Source organism: Streptomyces sp. NPDC102462 (assembly GCF_044765425.1).
Lineage (GTDB): Bacteria > Actinomycetota > Actinomycetes > Streptomycetales > Streptomycetaceae > Streptomyces.
Map to the genome: position 1 here is coordinate 339843 of NZ_JBIWKB010000001.1, position 18987 is coordinate 358829.

The following is an 18987-nucleotide window of genomic DNA, read 5'->3' on the forward strand; positions in this document are numbered from 1 at the left end:
TTCCTCAATTCCCCGAGTTTCCCTGAAGTTCCCCGATTTCGGCACTCCGCACGGTGCCGTCATGCGCTGCGCCTTCGTACCGCCCCCGGTCCCACCCCCCATAGGAGGCCAGGTCTTGCCGGTGCAGAACACCTCCCACCCCGTCCCCGCAGCTGGGCCCGTCCGTGTCCGCCCAGCCTCCTTCGCCCAGCAGCGACTGTGGTTCCTCGCCCAACTCCCGGGCGGGAACGCCGCGTACAACGAAACCCTCGCCTTCACCCTCACCGGCCCGCTCGACCGGAACGCCCTGGCGCGGGCCTTCGACTCACTGACCGACCGCCATGAGAGCCTGCGGACACGGCTGGTGGCCGAGGCGGGCGGCGTCAGCCAGCACATCGATGCGCCGGGAGCCGGGTTCACCCTCGACATCGAGGACCTGACCGCGCACACCGACCCCGACGAGCGCGTGGCCGAGCGCCAACGGGCTGAGGCGGAGCGTCCGTTCGACCTGTCCGCCGGACCGCTCGGGCGCGGTCGGCTGATCGCGCTGGACGCCGAGCGCCAAGTGCTGCTGCTGACGTTCCATCACAGCATCTACGACGGCGCGTCGATGAACGTGATGATGAAGGAGGTCTCCCTCCTGTACACGGCGTCCGTGACACACAGCACGGCCGATCTGCCGGAACTCGGGGCGCAGTACGCGGACCACGCGCAGCATCAGCGCGAGGCCGTTCTCGGCGGGGCCCTCGCCGCTCAGGAGGACTACTGGAAACGCGTGCTGGGTGATGCGCCGCCCGCGCTGGAGCTGCCGACCCGGGGACCGCGCCCGGCGGAACAGCGCTATGCGGGCGGGCGCGTCGAGTTCGCTCTGGACGCCGACGTCACGGCCGCGCTCCGCGACCTCGCCCGGTCCCGGGGGGCCACCCTGTTCGTCGCCGTGCTGACCGGCTGGGCCGTCCTGCTGTCCCGGCTGTCCGGGCAGGACGACATCGTTGTCGGAAGCCCCGCCGCGGGCCGGCGCGGACCCGGTGCCGCCGGTCTCATCGGCTTCCTCGTCAACTCCCTCCCGTTACGCATCGATCTGGGCGGTTCCCCCACCGCGGCCGAGGCGCTGGCCCGTACCCGTGCCGTCGTCCGGGCCGCACTCGACCACCAGGACCTGCCCTTCGAACGCATCGTCGAGCTGGTCAATCCGCCGCGCAGCGCCTCCCGCACCCCGCTGTTCCAGACCATGCTGGCGTGGGTGCCGGACCGTCACGACCTGCTGCGGCTGCCCGGGGTGACGGCGAAGCCGCTGCCGATCGCACACGCCCCGGCCAAGTTCGACCTCGCCCTGTCGGTGACCGAGTCCCGGGGACGCCTGACCGGACACCTCGACCACGCCACCGCCCTGTTCGACGCCACCACGGTAGAGCGCTGGGCGGGACACCTGCGCCATCTGCTCACCGGCATGGCCCGGCAGCCGGACCGCGGCATCCGCACCCTGGAACTGATGGCGGCGCCGGAGCGCCTGCGACTCATCGGCCAGGGAGACGCGGCACAGCACCCGGGCGAGGCCACACCGGGCGACCCGATGGCGACCGCCCTGCGCACGGCCACGGGAATCACCGACCTCTTCGAAGCCCGCGCCCGCGAACACCCCGCCCGTACGGCCGTCGTCGCCGACGCGCACGCGATGGACTACGCGACCCTCGACCGGCGCGCCAACCGGCTCGCGCACGCCCTCGCCGCCCGCCGCGTGCGTCCCGGCGATGTGGTGGGACTGCACGCGCGACGGACCCATGACCTGGTGGTCGGCATCCTGGGCATCCTCAAGGCGGGGGCCGGCTATCTCCCGCTCGACCCCGGCCAGCCCCTCGCCCGCCTCGCCGCCATGGTCGAGGACGCCCGCTGCCCCGTCGTCCTCAGCGACCACGCCACCGGGGAGCGCCCCGAGCCATGGCTGGACCTGAGCGCCGTGGAGGCCGAGGGCGCGAGGCAGGACCGACCGCCGTCCGGCGTCGACCGCGCCCCGGACCGGATCGCGTACGTGATCTTCACGTCCGGGTCCACGGGACGGCCCAAGGGTGTCGCCGTCGAGCACCGCAGCGTCCTCAACCTCTTCACGGTCTGGCACGACCGGATGGGCACCGCCGTGGGCGAGGTCGGCTCGGCCTGGTCGAGCATCGCCTTCGACGCGTCCGTCCACGAACTGCTGCTGCCCCTGACCACCGGCGGCGAACTGCACATCGTTCCCGAGGAACTGCGCGCCGACCCGGACGCCGTGCTGGAGTGGATGCGCGAACACCGGGTGACACAGGCGTTCCTGCCGCCCGCCTACGTCCGGTGGATCGACGAGGATCCCGCCACGCGCCTGCGCGGCCTGCCCCTGCGCAAGCTGCTGACCGGCGTCGAGTCGCTGACCGAGGCCGCACTGCACCGCATGACCGAGCACCTGCCGGGCCTGCGCGTCTGCTTCGGGTACGGCCCCACCGAGGCGACGCTGTACAGCACCGCCTACTACCGGCCCCGCCCGCTGGAACGCCCCTGCCCCATCGGCCGGCCGCTGCCCGGCACCCGCCTCTACCTGCTCGACGCCCAGATGCAGCCGGTGCCGCCCGGCGTCGTGGGCGAGGTCTACCTCGGCGGCGCCTGCCTGGCCCGCGGCTACCTGAACCGCCCCGACCTCACCGGGGAACGCTTCCTGCCCGACCCGTTCGTCCCCGGCGCCCGCCTGTACCGCACCGGCGACCTCGCCCGCTGGGACGACGACGGCCAGGCCCACTACGCGGGACGCGCCGACGACCAGATCAAGCTCCGCGGTTTCCGGATCGAACCCGCCGAGATCGAGGCGGCGTTGCTGCGCCTGCCGGGCGTGCGTGAGGCCGCCGTCCTCGCCGACCACGACCCGGTCGGCCGGCCACGGCTGATCGCCGGCGTCGGCCGGGGGACCGCGCCGCCGCGCGCCGACTGGCGCACCCCACTCGCCCGCACCCTGCCCGACTACATGATCCCCGCGGTGGTCCTCGACCTGGCGGACCTCCCGCTGAACCGCAGCGGCAAACTCGACCGCCCCGCACTGGTGCGGCTCGCCCACGAGCAGACGTCCGACCAGGTCAACACCGCCAGCCCACGCGACCATGTCGAACACGCCCTGTACCGGATATGGCAGCGCGTCCTTGTGCACCCCGCCATCGGGGTCGGCGACGACTTCTTCGCCATCGGCGGCACGTCGCTGTCCGCCATCAAGATGGCCCACCACGTCAGCGAGACCTTCGGGCGCCGGCTGCCGGTCGCCGAGGTGATGATGCGTCCCACCATCGAATCGCTCGCCGCGCTGCTGCGCGAGGACGGCACCCACCGCGCGCCGGGCAGCCTGATCGAGTTCCGACGGGGCACCGGCCCCCGGGTGATCTGCGTGCACCCCGCCGGAGGCACCGCCTTCTGCTACCTGCCGCTCGCCGCCCACCTGCCCGAACACACCGGTCTGTACGGCATCCAGTCCCCGGGTGTGAACCCCGGGGAGGACGTCCTGCCCACGGTGCAGGCCATGGCCGAGGAATACCTGCGCCTGCTCGAACCGCTCGGCCAGGGACCGCTCGTGCTGACCGGCCTGTCCTACGGCGGGCTCGTCGCCCACGAGATGGGCCGCCTGCTCAGCCGCGCCGGACGAGGTGACGTCAGTGTCGTCCTGCTCGACACACAGGCCACCGACGACGCCGCGGCCCGGGAAGCGATCACCGCCGTCGACGCGGCCGAGTTCCGCGACAAACTCGTCAGGTTCAACGGAATGTACCCCGGCATCGACGACACCCAGGTGGACCGCTACTTCCGCCTCTACAACCACAACAGGCTCACCGCCCGGGACCATGTGCCGGCCGTCTCCCCGGCCCGCCTCGTCCTCGCCCAGGCCGTGCCGGGAGGCACCGACACCCCCTTCCACGCCCAGGTCCGCGCGTTCTGGCGACGCCGCGCACAGGGCGCCTTCCGGGTCGAGACGCTGGACTGCGACCACTGGGAGATCCTGGAAGGCGCCACCAGCGCCCGCATCGCCGCGCTGCTGGCCGCCGAACTCGCCCACCACGACCCACGGCTGACACCGCGGCCGGACGCCGTCGCAGCGCCGGTGGGTGAGGCGTGATGGACACCCCTGCCTTCCCGGCGTCCGCCTCGCTCGCCGAGGCCGTGCTCGACCGGGCCCGCCGCACACCCACGGCCCCCGCCGTCGAGGACGGCGACCGGGTCCTGGACTACGCCGAACTCGACCGGCTCAGCGGCCGGGTGGCCGTCCGTCTGCGCCGCCACGGAGCGGGCCCCGGCCAGGCCGTCGCCGTCTGCCTGCCCCGCTCCTGGCGGCTGGTCTGCGTACTGCTCGGCATCCGCCGGGCCGGCGCCACCGTCGTCCCCCTCGACCGGCTCAGCCCGCACGTGAGGCAGCGGCACATCCTTGAGGACTCCGGCGCCGTGAGCGTGGTCCACGACGGACACAGCACTCACCCCGGCGGACTCCACGTCGACCAACTCCTGTCCCCGGAGCCGGACGCCGGGCCCGCACCGGCGCACCACGGCACCACGGGGACCGGCTTCGTCTTCTACACCTCCGGCAGCACGGGCCGCCCCAAGGGCGTCGAGGTCACCGACGCCGGCGTGCTGCGACTGGCCCGCCCCGGCTACATCGACCTGAAACCGGGCAGCCGCTACGCCTGCCTGGCCAACCCGGCCTTCGACGCCCTCAGCTTCGAGGTGTGGACCCCGCTGCTGACCGGCGGCGTCTGCGTCGTACTCGACGACACCCAGGTGCACAGCCCGCACCGGCTCACGGCCGCACTGCGCGAGCGCAGCGTGGACACCCTGTTCATCACGGTGGCCCTGTTCAACGCGGTCGTCGAGAAGGCCCCCCACTGCTTCGCCGATACCGCCCAGGTCCTCGTCGGCGGCGAACGCCTCGACGCGGCGGTGATACGCCGCTGGTACGCGGCCAACCCGGGCGCGGGCACGGTCCTGCACAACGTGTACGGGCCGACGGAGGCGACGACGTTCGCCCTGTGCCACCCCATCCCACGGGACTTCGACGGCGACTCGGTCCCGATCGGCACCGCACTGCCCGGCACCGGCCTGCTGCTGCGCACCGAGGACGGCCGCACCGCGGAGCCGGGCGAACTGGCCGAACTGCTGCTGTCCGGACCGGCGTTGGCCCGCGGCTACCGCAACCTGCCGGAGCAGACCGCGCGCAGCTTCGTCGAACTGCCGGACGGCAGCGGCACCACACGCCGCTGGTACCGCACCGGCGACCTCGTGCGCACCGACGCCGAGGGACGCGTGACCTACGTCGGCCGGGCCGACCGACAGGTCAAGGTGCGCGGCTTCCGCATCGAACCCGGCGAGGTCGAACGGCAGCTCCTCGCCCTGCCCGCCGTCCGCCAGGCCTATGTGTGCACCCGGCGCGACGCGGCGGACCGCAACGAACTGCTGGCCTTCCTCGTCCCCGGTGACGGCCTCGCCTTCGACGCCTACGAACGCCACCTCACCACCGCCCTGCCGCCGTACCTGCGCCCCCACCACACCTACCTGGTCACCGCGCTTCCGCTGACCGGCAACGGAAAGATCGACCGGGCCGCCCTGCTCGGCGCCGCGGGAACACCGTGGCGCGGCACCCGAACGGGCGCCGCACACATCAGCGCCGAGCAGCGGCCGGTGCTGGACGTCGCCGAGAAGATCCTCGGCGTCCCCGGACTGCGCCCGGACGACCGCTGGGCCGCGAGCGGCGGAGACTCACTGCAGGCGCTGCGGTTCCGCTTCGAGATCCTCAGCCGCTTCGCCGTCGACCTGCCCCAGGACCTGGTGCTGCGCGCCGACTTCGCCGCCCTCGCGGACGCCGTCCACGCCCCGCGACCCCCCGCGGGCGAACACCCGCCGGTGCCGCCTGGGGCGGGCGAGCCGGTCGCACCGGCCACCGGCGAGCAGGAACGCCTCTGGCTGCTGCACGTACGAGACCCGCAGGACCGCTCCTACGACGTGCCGCTCGTCTTCCGGATCAAGGGCCGCGCCGACCCGGAAGCGCTGCACCGTGCGGTGCGCTCCCTGGTGGAGCGGCACCCCGCCCTGCGCACCCGGCTCATCCCCGCCGCGCACGGGCTGCTCCAGCGCGTCGAGGAGCCCTACGACCCCTGGCGATTGCTCGACGGCCGGCCGGGGGAGCGGTGGCAGGACACCGCCGACCGTTTCTTCGCCCACCGCTTCGACCTCACCGAGCCCCGGATGCTCCGCGCCGCCTGGGCCGCACGGGCCGACGGCGGTCTCCTGCTCCTCCATCTGCACCACGTGGCCGTGGACGGCTGGTCCCTCAACCTCCTCCTCCGCGACCTCAGCGAGGCATACGCGGGGGCCGGCCACCGCCCGGCACCGCAGACCACACCCCTGGACTTCGCACGCTGGCAACGCGCCTGGCACACCAGCGACGGCTACGCACGCCGCCGCGCCCGGCTGCTCGCCCACTACGGCGGCGGTACACCGCCGTCACCCGCCCTGCCCGCCGCGGAGCGCACGGGCCCACCGCGGGCGAGGCTGCTGCGCACCTCCCTCGACCTGGTCCGCCGCACCGCCCTGGACCGGCGCGTCGCGGCCACCGGCCTGACGCGGTTCCAGCTGCTGGTGTCCGCGTTCACCGCGGCCCTGTACGCGGTGACGGGACAGACCCGCCCGCTGGTCGCCGCCCCGGTCGCGGGCCGCCCCCGCCCCGAGTTCGCCGAAGCGGTCGGCATGTTCGCCAACACCGTGCTCCTCGATCCGACCGTCCGGCCGCATGACACCCTGAGCGCCCAACTCGCCGAGCACGCCGACACCGTACGCGCCGTCCTGGAAGGACAGGAGGTCGCCCTCGCCGACGTCCTCGCCGACCCGGCCCTCCACGACCGCACCCCGCTGTTCGACTACCTGTTCGTGCTGGAGAACACCGAGTTCTCCCGGCTGCGCCTGGACGGCTGCGAGGTCCGTCCGTACTGGCCGCAGCCGACGGGCGCCAAGTGCGCCCTCACCCTGTCGGTGATCGAGCACGAATCCGGCTTCGACTGCCTGTGGGAGTACCGCGACGACATCGGCACCGAGCGGGCCGAGGCCGCCGCCCGGCTCTTCCGCGACACCCTCGACCACCTGAGCGCCGACACCGGGATCACCCTGCGCGAACTGGTCGCCCCCTACCGCCGTACGACGGCCGGTGCGGGCCGCGGAGCCGAGTCGGAGCCGGACTTCGCCACCGTGGCCGACGGATTCGCCCGCCAGGTCGCCCGCACCCCCAAGGCGCCCGCCGTCACCCTCGAAGGGACCACCCTCACCTACGCCGAACTCGACGCACACGCCGACGAGTTCGCCTCGGTCCTCAGCGTCCACCGGCCGGCCGATCCCGCCGCACCGGCGGCCGTGGCTCTCTACCTCCGGCCCTCCGTCGAACACATCGTCGCCCTCCTGGCGGCGGCCCGGCTCAACCTGACCATCGTCCCCCTCGACCCCGCCTATCCGCCGGCCCTGCTGCGGCACGTGCTCGACCAGGCCGATCCGCTGTGTGTCGTGGTGGCCCCCGAGGACACCGGCGCCCTCGACGCCATCGCGCCGCCCCACCTGCCACGGCACACGGTCACCCGCACCGACACCCCCCGGGCCGGTCGCGTACCCCACCGGCATGCGGGGCTGCGCCCGCTGTACACCCTGTTCACCTCCGGGTCCACCGGCATCCCCAAGGGCGTCCAGGTCCCCGACCGTACCCTGTGCAACCTGCTGACCTGGCAGCGCGCCGAGGGCGCACTGCGCGGGCCCGCCGTCACCCAGCAGTTCTCCATGCTGTCCTTCGACGTCTCCTTCCAGGAGATCCTGACCACCCTGTGCTCGGGCGGCGAACTGCGCCTGGTGAAGCCGGCCTGGCGGCAGGACATGCCGGCCCTGCTGGAGCAGTTGGAGAACGGGGCGGTGGAACGGATCTTCCTGCCGTACGTGGCCCTGCAACTGCTCGCCGAACACGGCGTGCGCCTCGGGCGGTTCCCCTCCCGGCTCCGTGACGTCGTGACCGCCGGCGAACAACTGGTGTGCACCGACGCCGTACGCCGCTGGTTCGCCGGGCTCTTTGGCGCCCGGCTGTTCAACCACTACGGCCCGACCGAGACCCATGTCGTCAGCGGCCTGTGCCTCGAAGGGGACCCCGCCGACTGGCCGGCCCGCCCCGCGATCGGCCGCCCGGTGGCGGGGGCCGTGCTCCGCGTGGCCGACGAGGCCGGCCTCCCCGCCCCCGCCGGCGTCACCGGCGAACTGCTCATCGGCGGCCCCATGGCCACACGCTGCTACCTCGGCGACGACGGCGCACACCACGACCGGTTCGTCGAGGACCCGGACCTCGGCACCTTCTACCGCACCGGCGACCGGGCCCACTTCGACCGGCAGGGCCTGCTGCACTACGCGGGCCGCGACGACGGTCAGGTCAAACTCGGCGGCCACCGGCTGGAGTTGGGACAGGTCGAGGCCGCACTCCTCCAGTACCCCGGGGTGACGGGCGCCGTCGCCGCCGTGGCGGACGGCCGGCTGCTGGCCGTCCTCCAGTGCCGGGGCGAGGACCCCGACCCGGCAGGCCTCGCCGCACACCTCGCCGGCCTGCTCCCGGCCCACGTACGCGTCGCCCGCTTCCGTCTGCTCGCCGGGCTGCCCCGCACACCGAGCGGCAAGCTGGACCGCCGGGCGGCGCTCACCGCACCGGGCCGGGACCTGCTGCCGGCCACCGCGACGTCCGACACCCTCTCGCCCCTCGAACGACGGCTGGCCGAACTGTTCGAGACGACGACCGGCAGGACGGCCGGCGTCGACCAGCGGTTCTTCGACGCCGGGGCGACCAGCCTGGACCTGATGCGCTTCCAACTGCGCTGCGCGGCAGAGGGCGACCTCCCCTTCACCGTCCCCGACCTGTTCGAGCATGTCAGCCTCCGCGCGCTCGCCCGGGTCGTCACGGACGGGTCCACCGCCACCTCGGCCCGTGCGACGGCCGCGGCACGAGCGGCCGGACCCGCCGCCGACACCGCCGCCGACACCGCCGCCGACGCCGTCGCCGTCGTCGGGATGGCCGTGCGGCTGCCCGGCGCGCCCGACCTGGCCGCCTTCTGGGAGCTGGTCACCACCGGCCGCCGGGGCATCGAGCACTTTCCCGCGACCGACGGCCGCACCGGCGCCCGCAGCCAGATGGCGGGCCTGCTCGACTTCGACCCGGGCCGGTTCACCATCAGCCCGCACGAGGCCCGGCTGATGGACCCCCAGCAACGCCACCTGCTGATGAACTGCGTCGAAGCACTCGCCCACGCCGGACTCGGCGACCCGGCCACCCGGCGGGTGGGGATCATCGCCTCCTGCGGCGAGAACACCTACTTCCAGCGCATGCTGCGCGAGGCCGATCCGGACGCGCTGCCCGACGCCTTCCGCCTCGGCCAGCACCACGAGAAGGACTTCCTCGCCACCAAGGCCGCCTACCACCTCGGACTGACGGGCCCGGCGTTCACCCTCCAGTCCGCGTGCTCCAGCTCCCTCGTTGGCGTGCACGTCGCCACCGGGATGCTGCGGCAGGGCGATGCCGACGTGATGCTCGTCGGCGGGGTCCTCGTCGACACCGAACTGACCGACGGCTACACCTACCGGCCGCAGCACATCTTCTCGCCGGACGGACACTGCCGGCCCTTCAGCGCGGACGCCGAGGGCACCGTCGCGGCCAGCGGCACCGGCGTCGTCGTCCTCAAACCGCTCTCGGCCGCCCGCCGCGACGGCGACACCGTGTACGCGGTCCTCACCGGATCGGGCGTCAACAACGACGGTGCCGGCAAGCTCGGTTACAGCGCCCCCGCCCTCGCCGGACAGCGGGCCGCCATCCGTGCCGCCCTGACACGCAGCGGTCGTCACGCCACCGACCTCGGCTACATCGAGGCACATGGCACCGGCACCCGGCTCGGTGACCCCGTGGAGGCCGCCGCGTTGCGCCAGGCCTACGGACTGGCGGACGACGCCCGTGTGCCGCTGTCGTCGGTGAAGAGCCAGATCGGACACCTGGGCGCCGCGGCCGGCGTGGTCGGTCTGGTACGGGCCGTGCTCGCCGTGCACCACGGGGTCGTTCCGCCCACCGCCGACTTCGACCGGCTCAACCCCGAGATCGACGACGGCCCGTTCCGGGTACCGGTCGCCGCCGAGCCCTGGCCGGCGGCCCGGCTCAGGGTGGCCGCCGTGAGCAGCTTCGGCATCGGCGGCACCAACGCCCATGTGCTGCTGGAGCAGCCGCGGGACACCCATACCCCGCCCGTGCCGGAGACGGTGCCCTGCCTGACGCTGTCGGGTGGCTCCGCGGCCGCCGTACGCGCCGACGCCCGCCGCATCGCCGACTACCTGGACGCACACCCCGACGCCTATCCGCGGGTGCTGCGCCACCTCCAGGCCGGTCGGCCCGCGCTCGGCCACCGGGCGGCGGCCGTCTGCCCGGACGCGGCGTCCGCCGTCGTCTGGCTGCGCTCCTTGACGACGACCGCCGCACCACCGTCCTCCACCCCGCTGCCCGTCGACGGCCTCGATGCGCACACCCTCGCCGCGGCATGGACGGCAGGACAGGACCTCGTATGGCCCGCGGGCCCTGCCTGCGCACCCTGGGACTTCCCGCCGCCCGCCTTCGAGACGGCCCAGTACGACTTCCCGCGCGCACCCCGCCGGCCACACCCCGTCCCAACGGCGCGCGTACCGGACGGAACACCCGGGTCCGATGCGGCGGTCCGGCTGCCCGCGGCCCACTGGCTGCACCAGCCGCTGTGGACGCGGCTGCGCCGCGCCCGCGTCGCCGCCCGCGCACCCCGCCGCACCGCCGTGGTGGTCACCGCACCCGGCTCGGACGACGAGTCGTGGCGGTCCCTCGCACCGCACTACGCCCGCGTCGTGACCGTGCGCGCCGGTGACCGACTCGTCCGCCTCGACGAGGACCGCTACGAGGCCGACCCGGCCGAGCCCGCGCACCTCGCCGCCCTGCTGGCCCGCGTCACCGGCCCCGACGCACCCGACGTGGACTGGCTGCACGCGCTGCCGCTCGCCCTGGACGGCCGCCCGCGCACCCCGGCCCTGGAGACGGCCCAATGGGCCTGCCTCGACACCGTCGCCGCGCTCGCCCGGGCACTCGCCGACGTCCCCGACGGCCGACGGCCGCACGCCTGGCTGCTGTCCCACCAGGCGCAGCCGGTCACCGGCGCCGTCCGCACCCCCGAGGCCGGCCTGCTCGCCGCGGCCCTCGAAGTGCCCCGGCAGGAACTGGGCGTGTCCCTGCGCTGGGCCGACCTGCCCGGGCCGCGGCCCGCCGACTGGGCGGCCCGGCTGCCGGATCTGCTCCTCGACACCGGCCTTGCCCAGGCCGGGACGGCGACGGCGCTGCGCGACGGGTTCTGGTGGCACCGCACCATCCAGCCCGTCCCCGCGCCGCACACCGTGGCGGACGCGCTCCGCCCGGCCGCCACGGGCACCCACCTGGTGCTCGGCGGCACCGGTGGCATCGGCGGCACCCTGGCCGCACGCCTGCTGGCACACCCCGGCAACCGCGTCGTGCTCGTCGCGCGCGGCACCGACACACCGGCCGCGCTCACGGCGTTCGCCGACCGCGTCACCCTGGTCCCCGCCGACCTCGCCACCGAGGAACCGGAAGCGGTCGCGGACCGGCTGGCACCGCATCTCGGCACGCTGACCGGCATCGTCCACGCCGCCGGGACCGGCGCGGGCGGCCTGCTCGCCCGGCGCGAGCCCGGCACCGCCCGCCGCGGCACGGCGGCCAAGCTGCGCGGCGCCCTGCTCGTGGAAGTCCTCATCGCCCGGCACCGTCCCGACTACGCGCTCTACTGCTCGTCGATGGCCGCCCGGTTCGGCGGAGTCGGCCAGTTCGACTACGCGGCGGCCAACGCCTGCCTGGACTCCTACGCCCACTACGCGTCCCCGGGCGGCGACACCACCGTGCGGACGAGCGTCGGCTGGGACGCGTGGCGGGACGTCGGCATGGCGACGGACGCGCTGCGCGGCGACGCCCGTCACCAGGCGCACCTGAGGGTCGCGCTCACGCCCGCGGAGGGCGCGGCCGTGTTCGAGCGTGCCCTGCATCTGCAACTGCCGCACCTGATGGTCAGCACCACGGACCTGACCACCGCACGGGCCCACTACGAACCGCCGTCCGAGACCCGCCCCGCGCCCGAGACCCGCCCGGCGCCCCCGGCCGGCCACCAACCGGCAGCCGGCGCGCGCCCGGCCCCCGCGGTCGCCGACCCCGCCGCCGAACTCACCGGCATCCTGCTCGACCTGCTCGGCGTGGAGACCATCGATCCGCGGACCGCGCTGTACGACCTGGGCGCCGACTCGCTGACCCTCCTGGAACTCCTCGACGAGGTCAAGCGCCGTCTCGGCGCCGACATCGAACTGTCCCGCCTCAGCCACCGGGTGAGTCTCGCCGAGATCCTCGGCCACCTCGGCACCGGCACCCGGCCGCCGCACGCCGTGGACGTGGAGGTGTGGCAGCCCGGCGCGGGCCGGGACGTGCTGTGCCTGGTGCACCCGGTCGGCGGCGACATCCAGGCCTACCGCCCCCTGGCGGCGGCACTGCCGGGCGACCTGACGGTCTGTCTGATCGCCGACCCGGCGCTGCGCGACCCCACGCTGCCCCCCTGGTCGATCACCGACCGCGCCGAACGCTATCTGACCGCCCTACGGGACGCGTTTCCCGGCCCCGGCCGGCGACTGCGGCTCGCCGGCTGGTCGTTCGGCGCCTGGACCGCCCTGTCCATGGCGGCGCGGGCCGAGTCGGAGAACCGTCCCGTGGACGCCCTGTTCCTGCTCGACCCGCCCCCGCCCGGCGCCGGGCGACGCCTCGCCGGCTACGACGAGGAACAGGTGCGCGCCGTCTTCGCCCGCGAACTGAGCGGCAACGGCACGGGACGGCTGACGGAGCCCGGCCGCGGCTACGCCGAACGCCTCGCGCGCTGCTGCCGCGCCAACCTCGCGGCCATGGCCGAGCACCGGGTGCCGCGCCTCGACGCCACACCCACCACCCTGTGGCTCGCCGGACGCCCGGTCGCCGAAGGACACCTCGCGCCGGAAACGACCGCACCCGAGGACTGGGACGACCGTCTGCCCCGGCCGCTGCGCGTCCACCGCATCGACGCCGACCACTACGCACTCGTCACCGAGCCCCACGTCCGGGACATCGCCGCCGTCCTCGCGGCGGCACCGCCCGACGTGGCGGACCCGGCCGGACGGCCCTGAGGAGGCGACCTGCGTGCGGCACCCCTGTCTGCGCCTGCCCGCGCGGTCCTTCTGGCGCACCGCGGTCGCCGAAGCAGGACCCGCGGACATCACCGACCTGTGGACCCCGAAGTTCGCCATCGGCCAGGACGATCCGGTCGTCACCGCCGGTTCCTGCTTTGCCGGACACATCCGCCGTGCCCTCCTGGAGCAGGGCCTGCACGGGTACGACGCCGAGCCGCCGCCCCCCGGACTCCCCCCCCCGCACAGCACCGACCTGCGCGCCCGTGTCACCGACGGCACGGGACGGCAGCGGTCCGCCTTCTGCCGGGCCGACGACACGATCCACGGCGACCTCGCCTTCGGCCCGCCTCGTGGTCGCCGAACTCCTCGACCGCGGACTGTGACTCCGCCCCGCCCACTCGATCCCAGGGAGGTCCCTCATGGAGGACCACGCACTGCGGGCCGTCGAACGGCTCACCACCCGCCCCGCCGGACCCTACGACACCATCACCGTCGCGCCCCTCACCCCGGTGCTGGGCGCCGAGGTCACCGGCCTCGACCTGTCGCGGGAGCTGACGCCCCAGCAGGAGAAGGAACTCAGGCACGCCTTCCACACCCACCATGTCCTGGTCTTCCGCGACCAGGACATCACCCCCGAGGAACACAAGAGGTTCGCGGGCGTCTTCGGCGCACTGCACCCGGTCGCCCTCGCGCCCGAGGGCTCCGACCCGTACATCCTGGAGATCAAGGCGACCAAGGAGTCCCGGTCCGTCGCCGGCAACGGCTGGCACGCCGACGGCACCGCCGACGCCGAGCCCTCGCTCGGCTCGATGCTGTACATCACCACGATCCCCGAGGGCGGCAGCGGCGGCGACACCCTCTTCGCCAACATGCACCTCGCCTACGAACTGCTCTCGCCCGCCCTGCGCGGCTTCCTGGACGGCCTGACCGCACTGCACGACGGTGCCCTGCCGTGGACCGCGGCCGGCCAGTACCCGCCGCTCGAGTACGACGTGCCGCGCACCGTCCACCCCGTGGTCGTCCGGCATCCGGAGACCGGCCGCAGGCTGCTGTTCGTCAACGCCCCCTACACCTCGCACATCACCCAGCTGTCCCGAGCCGAGAGCGACGCCCTGCTGGGGCTGCTGTACGCGCACATCGCCCGGACGCCGCTGCTGCACTGCCGGGTCCGCTGGCAGGAACGCACCCTCGTGTTCTGGGACAACCGCAGCGTCCAGCACCACGCCGTGTGGGACTACTTCCCGCACACCCGCGAGGGCCGCCGGGTGGCGATCGACGGCACGCGTCTGGACGCCTGACCGGCCCCCCCCGACGGAAGCGGAGGTGTCCCATGACCACCTGGAGGGCGGCGCTCGGTCAGGTCCTGCTGTGGACGCACGCCGCCGCCCACGACCGGGCGAGCGGCTACGCCGAAGGGCATGCCAACGCCCGCGACCACGCGCCGGCCAACGGGTTCGCCGCGGCCGAGGCCGACGCGTAGGCGCGGCTGAGCAGCGAAGCGGGCGTCCGGGCCTTCGCCGAGGCCCACGCCGAAGCGCTCGGCGACGCGCTCGCGTCGGCGTACACGTCCGGTGACGGCCGGGCCTACGCCGACACCTGCCCCGGGGCGCACCTGCGCGCCGTCGTCCGCGCCACGACGGCGCGGGACGGCGGCCCGCGGGTCTCCCGGCCGGCCGAGGGCCTTCTCACGGCGCCCGCGGCCCCCGCGTCATAGCGCGCCCCGTCATTCGTCTTATATGTATGCGTGATGTGCTGTGTGGTGCCGCGCGGTTCATTGCCCTGGTGGTCACGGTGGCCGGCACGACCGTGACGCCCGCCGTCCCGACGGCGTCGGCGGTCCACGTCGCCGCGACCGGCTGCGCGACGGTCGACGAACTGGCCGGGTATGTCCCGCTGTACGAGCTGGACGTGCCCCGGACGGCGTACTGGCCGAAGGGCACCGGCGTTCCCTACTCGCTGAACAGGTCGCTGAAGCTGGACAGGCAGCCGAGCGCACCGTACCTGGACCGGGTGGCCTACTGCCTGGACACGGTGAGCCGGGCGGGCCGTCACGAGTGGGCCTACGCGTCGTTCGACGCCCTCACCAACGACCCCAGGGCGCTGGGCGTGCCGAACACCACCACCGCACGGCCGGTGAAGGCCCTGACGACGTGGGGCAGCAAGGTGACACATGTCGAACGCGCGGACGGCGGGTACGTCAGGTTCTGGCCCGGCACCCACAACGCGGCAACCGGCAAGCCGAGCGGTTCCGCTTCCGGGTACGGGGCCATGCAGGTGCACAACACCGCCGCGGGGGAGACCGTACTGGCGCTCAACGGATGGAGCCACAAGAAGGGCCGGTACCTGGACATCGGCACGGGCAACCAGCGGACCGGTCACCCGGACTGGACGTTCTCCCAGTCGGCGCGGACGCTGGCCTCGGCCACGCTGACCGTGTACGTCAAGCCGGCCACGCCGAACGCGACGACGTGCGAGCAGACGGTGGGCGAACTGGCCGACTACCGGCTGCTGTACGACGCGGAGATCCCGAGGACCGCGGCGTCCTGGGCGGGCGGCGTGAGGTACGCCGTGGACAACTCCGAGACGCTTCGCACGCCGGTCTCCCGTGTCGCCTACTGCCTGGACGGCGTCTACGGCACCACTGCGGCCTGGGCCTACGCGGCGATGGACGCCTGGACCCAGGACCTGAAGAAACTGGGTGTGCCCATGTCCGGGACGACCCGGCGACGCGTCGCGGATCTCACCGTGCGGGGTTCTGATGTGCTTCCGTCCGACCACGGCACCGGATATCTGGAGTTCTGGCCGAACCAGTACGGGCGGGAACGTCCGCCCGACGCACCGGCCGGGGGCAGCGCCGGCGCATGGGACATCGTCGACAACCCCCGCCCGTCGTCCCGGCCCGTTCCGGGCGCGGGCGGCTACGGGTCGTTCCAGGTCCATGACCTGACGCACCGGCAGACGGTGCTCGCCGTCAACGGCTGGGCCTATCTGCCCAAGACGCGTGTGGACATCGGTGTCGGCACCGCACCCGGCGGTGCGCCGGACTGGACGTTCGCCGGCAACGCGCGCGGGTGGACCCGACCGCATCTGCGGGTCTATGTGAAGCCGGCCGGTGTGGACCTCACCGCGGGTCCGGTCGACGCGCAGCTGTATCCCCGCGACCGGGCCACGAACACGGCGACGGTCGAGGTGCGCGGCCGGGTCACCGACCCCGATGTGACCGCCGTGGACATGAACGTCTACCGGGAGGGCACGCTGGTGACGACCCGGCGGGTGCCGGCCGCGGAGTTCTGCTCACTGAGCGTCCCGATCACCGCCGAGCGCGCCTCCTACACGGTGGAGGTGTGGGCGCAGCGGCCCACGGGCGGCACCCTCGTCCGCCGCGCGAGCGACGTGGTCGCGGGCGACGTGTACCTCATGGAGGGGCAGTCCAACGCGGTGGCCGCGGGCGCCGGGTTCGCCGGCACCGCCGCATCCCAGGACGCGTCACCCTGGGTGCGCACGTTCGGCCACAGCAGCGCGGACCCGGTGCGCTCCGTCCACGACCGCAGCTGGTACCGGGCCACCGGCGAGGGCTTCGAACCCCGGCACACCTCGCAGCGCGGTGCGATCGGGCAGCTCGGAATGCGACTGGGGCAGCTGCTGGCCGACCGGACCGGCATCCCGGTCGCGATCCTCAACGGCGCGGACGGCGGCAGACCCTCCGGCTTCTTCCGGCGCGCCGACGACCTCCCGGCCGACCCGGCCACGAACTACGGCCGGCTGCTCGGCCGGGTCGCCGACGGTGGCCTCGCCGGGGCGGTGCGGGGCGTCATCTGGTACCAGGGCGAGTCGGACACCGGCCTGTCCGGCAACCCCACGGCGGCCCAGCACGACGCCCACGTCCGCGCCCTCATGACCGGCTGGCGTGCCGACTTCACCGGCCTCGAACACATCTACGTCGTGCAGATCCGCAACCACTGCCGGTCCGTCAGGAGCACCGCCGTACAAGAGGTGCAGCGCCGCTTCGCCGGACTTCCGGATACATCGGTGATGACCACCATGGGCCTGGACGGCCATGACGGCTGCCACTACGCCTACCGGCAGGGATACCGCCAACTCGCCGACTGGCTGAGCCTTCAGATCCTCCGTGACCTGCACGGTGTCCGGCCCGCCACACCGGCCGACCCGCCGAACCCGCTGCGCGCGAGGTGGGAGGACACGGCACACACCAGGATCCGGATCGACCTCACCGACGCCACGCAGACGCTGCGCTGCGCTGCCGGAGCCCGGGCCGACTTCATCCTGCACGGCACGGCCGCGCGGGTGGCCGGCGTCATCTGCGGCCCCGGCCGCCTCAGCCTCGCCCTGACGGGCCCGGGCACGGGCCTGACCGGGATCACCCACACCGGACACCCCGGTGCGGCCACCGTCTCCGCGACCCCGGCCACCTCATGGATCGTCAACGCCTCGGGGATGGGACTGCTGGCCTTCGACAAGCTCCCGATCGGCTGACCCGCACCGTGCCGGTGCCGCGGTGTCATGGCCGGCCGGCGAGCGGGACCAGCCGATGGGTCTCACGGCACGGACGGCAGGCGAACCGGCTTCCGCCCGGGCACGGGCCCGAGCCCGCTTCCACGGCGTGGATCAGCCGGATGTCCTGGGCGAGGCGTTTGCACCAGGAGCACAGGCCGGGCCGGCCGGTGTCCGCGTCGTGCTGTGCTTCGGCTTCGGAACGGGTACAGACGGCCATTGCCGCACCTCCGGACGTTCGGGTGCCTGCGGCCCGTGTGTGCTCGTCGGTGAGGCAGGCCGCCACCAAGTGTTACCCAGGGTACACGGACAATCCACGGAGAGTCCCCGGTTTCTGTCATCGGATGATCGGCGGTGTCTGCGGGATCTCGGGGTGGAGCTGTGCGACGCGGTCACGCCACACAGTCGGTGTCGACGGCGGTGGAACGGCTTGCGGCCGCGCCCTGCTCGACGGGCAGTGACGCATCGCGCTCCCAGGCCGACCAGGAATCGACGAACATGCCCACCTGCTGCCCGAGCAGGGCCCCGACGAACACCAGCAACGAACTGGACACTCCGCCGCCGCAGTACGCGCCGACTTCGTGGCCGCCGATCGCCCGCCGGGACAGGAACCACTTGCGCAGTTCCGTGGGCGGTCGCAACAGCCCGTCGGGAGCGATCAGTTCGGCCGAGTACGCGTGGACCGCATGCGGGATGTGACCGGACCTCGGGTCGTCCGGCGCGCCGTTGTACGAGCCGGCGGGCCGGGAGTCGAGCAGTGTGCCGTAGCGCGCGATCTCCAGGACGTCCGCGGTGGTGAGGACGCGTCGGCCGAGGCCGGGCGGCGGCTGCGGTGCGAACCCGTCGCTCACCGGTACGGGCGACGGCGGCTCCTGGCGAAGGGTTGTCGGGCCGCCCGCACCGACCCAGGCCGGCAGGTGGCCGTCCAGGACACGTACCGAGGGAAAACCGGCCCAGGTGAGCGTGAACCACGCGCGGGTGGCGGACGACCACTCCTCGATCCGGCGGGTGTGGACCACGATGTCGTCACCCGGCGTGACCCCGCGGGCCAGCAGGGCGGCACGCACACCGGAGCGCCGCGGCAGCGGGAGATGACCGCTGGTCGCCGTCGGGGTGCCGGCGAAGTCGGACCTGACCGAGGTCCGGACCGCACCGGGGATGCTGCCCGTGATCGGGTCGGGTCCCGGTGCCATCGCCCGCCACGGCGCGACCTCCACGAACACG

At 73.9% G+C, this 18987-nt stretch carries 7 protein-coding genes; 5 read left to right on the forward strand and 2 right to left on the reverse strand.

From position 1 onward, the window contains the following. Positions 1-61 precede the first annotated feature (61 nt). The 5 genes from ACIRFL_RS01500 (at position 62) to ACIRFL_RS01520 (ending at position 17745) form a co-directional block, all read left to right on the forward strand. On the forward strand, positions 62-4099 hold the full coding sequence (locus tag ACIRFL_RS01500; protein ID WP_404022978.1) for an amino acid adenylation domain-containing protein: 4038 nt from the start codon (positions 62-64) through the stop codon (positions 4097-4099). Further along, positions 4099-13248, forward strand: coding sequence for an amino acid adenylation domain-containing protein (locus tag ACIRFL_RS01505; protein WP_404022979.1), 9150 nt, complete (start codon positions 4099-4101; stop codon positions 13246-13248). The genes ACIRFL_RS01500 and ACIRFL_RS01505 overlap by 1 nt, the downstream gene beginning before the upstream one ends. Before the next feature lie 422 nt (positions 13249-13670). Beyond that, entirely contained in the window at positions 13671-14549 is an 879-nt protein-coding gene (locus tag ACIRFL_RS01510; RefSeq protein WP_404022980.1) for a TauD/TfdA dioxygenase family protein, read from the forward strand. 32 nt (positions 14550-14581) lie between these two features. Next, positions 14582-14731, forward strand: a complete 150-nt coding sequence (locus tag ACIRFL_RS01515; protein WP_404022981.1) for a hypothetical protein — start codon at positions 14582-14584, stop codon at positions 14729-14731. A gap of 260 nt (positions 14732-14991) precedes the next feature. Continuing rightward, complete coding sequence (locus ACIRFL_RS01520; protein WP_404022983.1) at positions 14992-17745, forward strand: sialate O-acetylesterase; 2754 nt, start codon at positions 14992-14994, stop codon at positions 17743-17745. Positions 17746-17770: 25 nt separating this feature from the next. Here the strand turns inward: ACIRFL_RS01520 and ACIRFL_RS01525 are convergent, their stop codons facing one another. Continuing rightward, positions 17771-17983: a hypothetical protein gene (locus tag ACIRFL_RS01525; protein ID WP_404022984.1), complete on the reverse strand. Its 213-nt coding sequence runs from the start codon at positions 17981-17983 to the stop codon at positions 17771-17773. Between the two features lie 172 nt (positions 17984-18155). Then, on the reverse strand, positions 18156-18986 hold the full coding sequence (locus ACIRFL_RS01530) for a sulfurtransferase (RefSeq protein ID WP_404022986.1): 831 nt from the start codon (positions 18984-18986) through the stop codon (positions 18156-18158). Position 18987: the final 1 nt, after the last annotated feature.

Coding starts and splice junctions, on each gene's coding strand:
- ACIRFL_RS01505 (WP_404022979.1), top strand. CDS start 4,099: ATGGACACCCCTGCCTTCCCGGCGTCCGCCTCGCTCGCCGAGGCCGTG.
- ACIRFL_RS01520 (WP_404022983.1), top strand. CDS start 14,992: ATGCGTGATGTGCTGTGTGGTGCCGCGCGGTTCATTGCCCTGGTGGTC.
- ACIRFL_RS01525 (WP_404022984.1), bottom strand. CDS start 17,983: ATGGCCGTCTGTACCCGTTCCGAAGCCGAAGCACAGCACGACGCGGAC.
- ACIRFL_RS01510 (WP_404022980.1), top strand. CDS start 13,671: ATGGAGGACCACGCACTGCGGGCCGTCGAACGGCTCACCACCCGCCCC.
- ACIRFL_RS01515 (WP_404022981.1), top strand. CDS start 14,582: ATGACCACCTGGAGGGCGGCGCTCGGTCAGGTCCTGCTGTGGACGCAC.
- ACIRFL_RS01500 (WP_404022978.1), top strand. CDS start 62: ATGCGCTGCGCCTTCGTACCGCCCCCGGTCCCACCCCCCATAGGAGGC.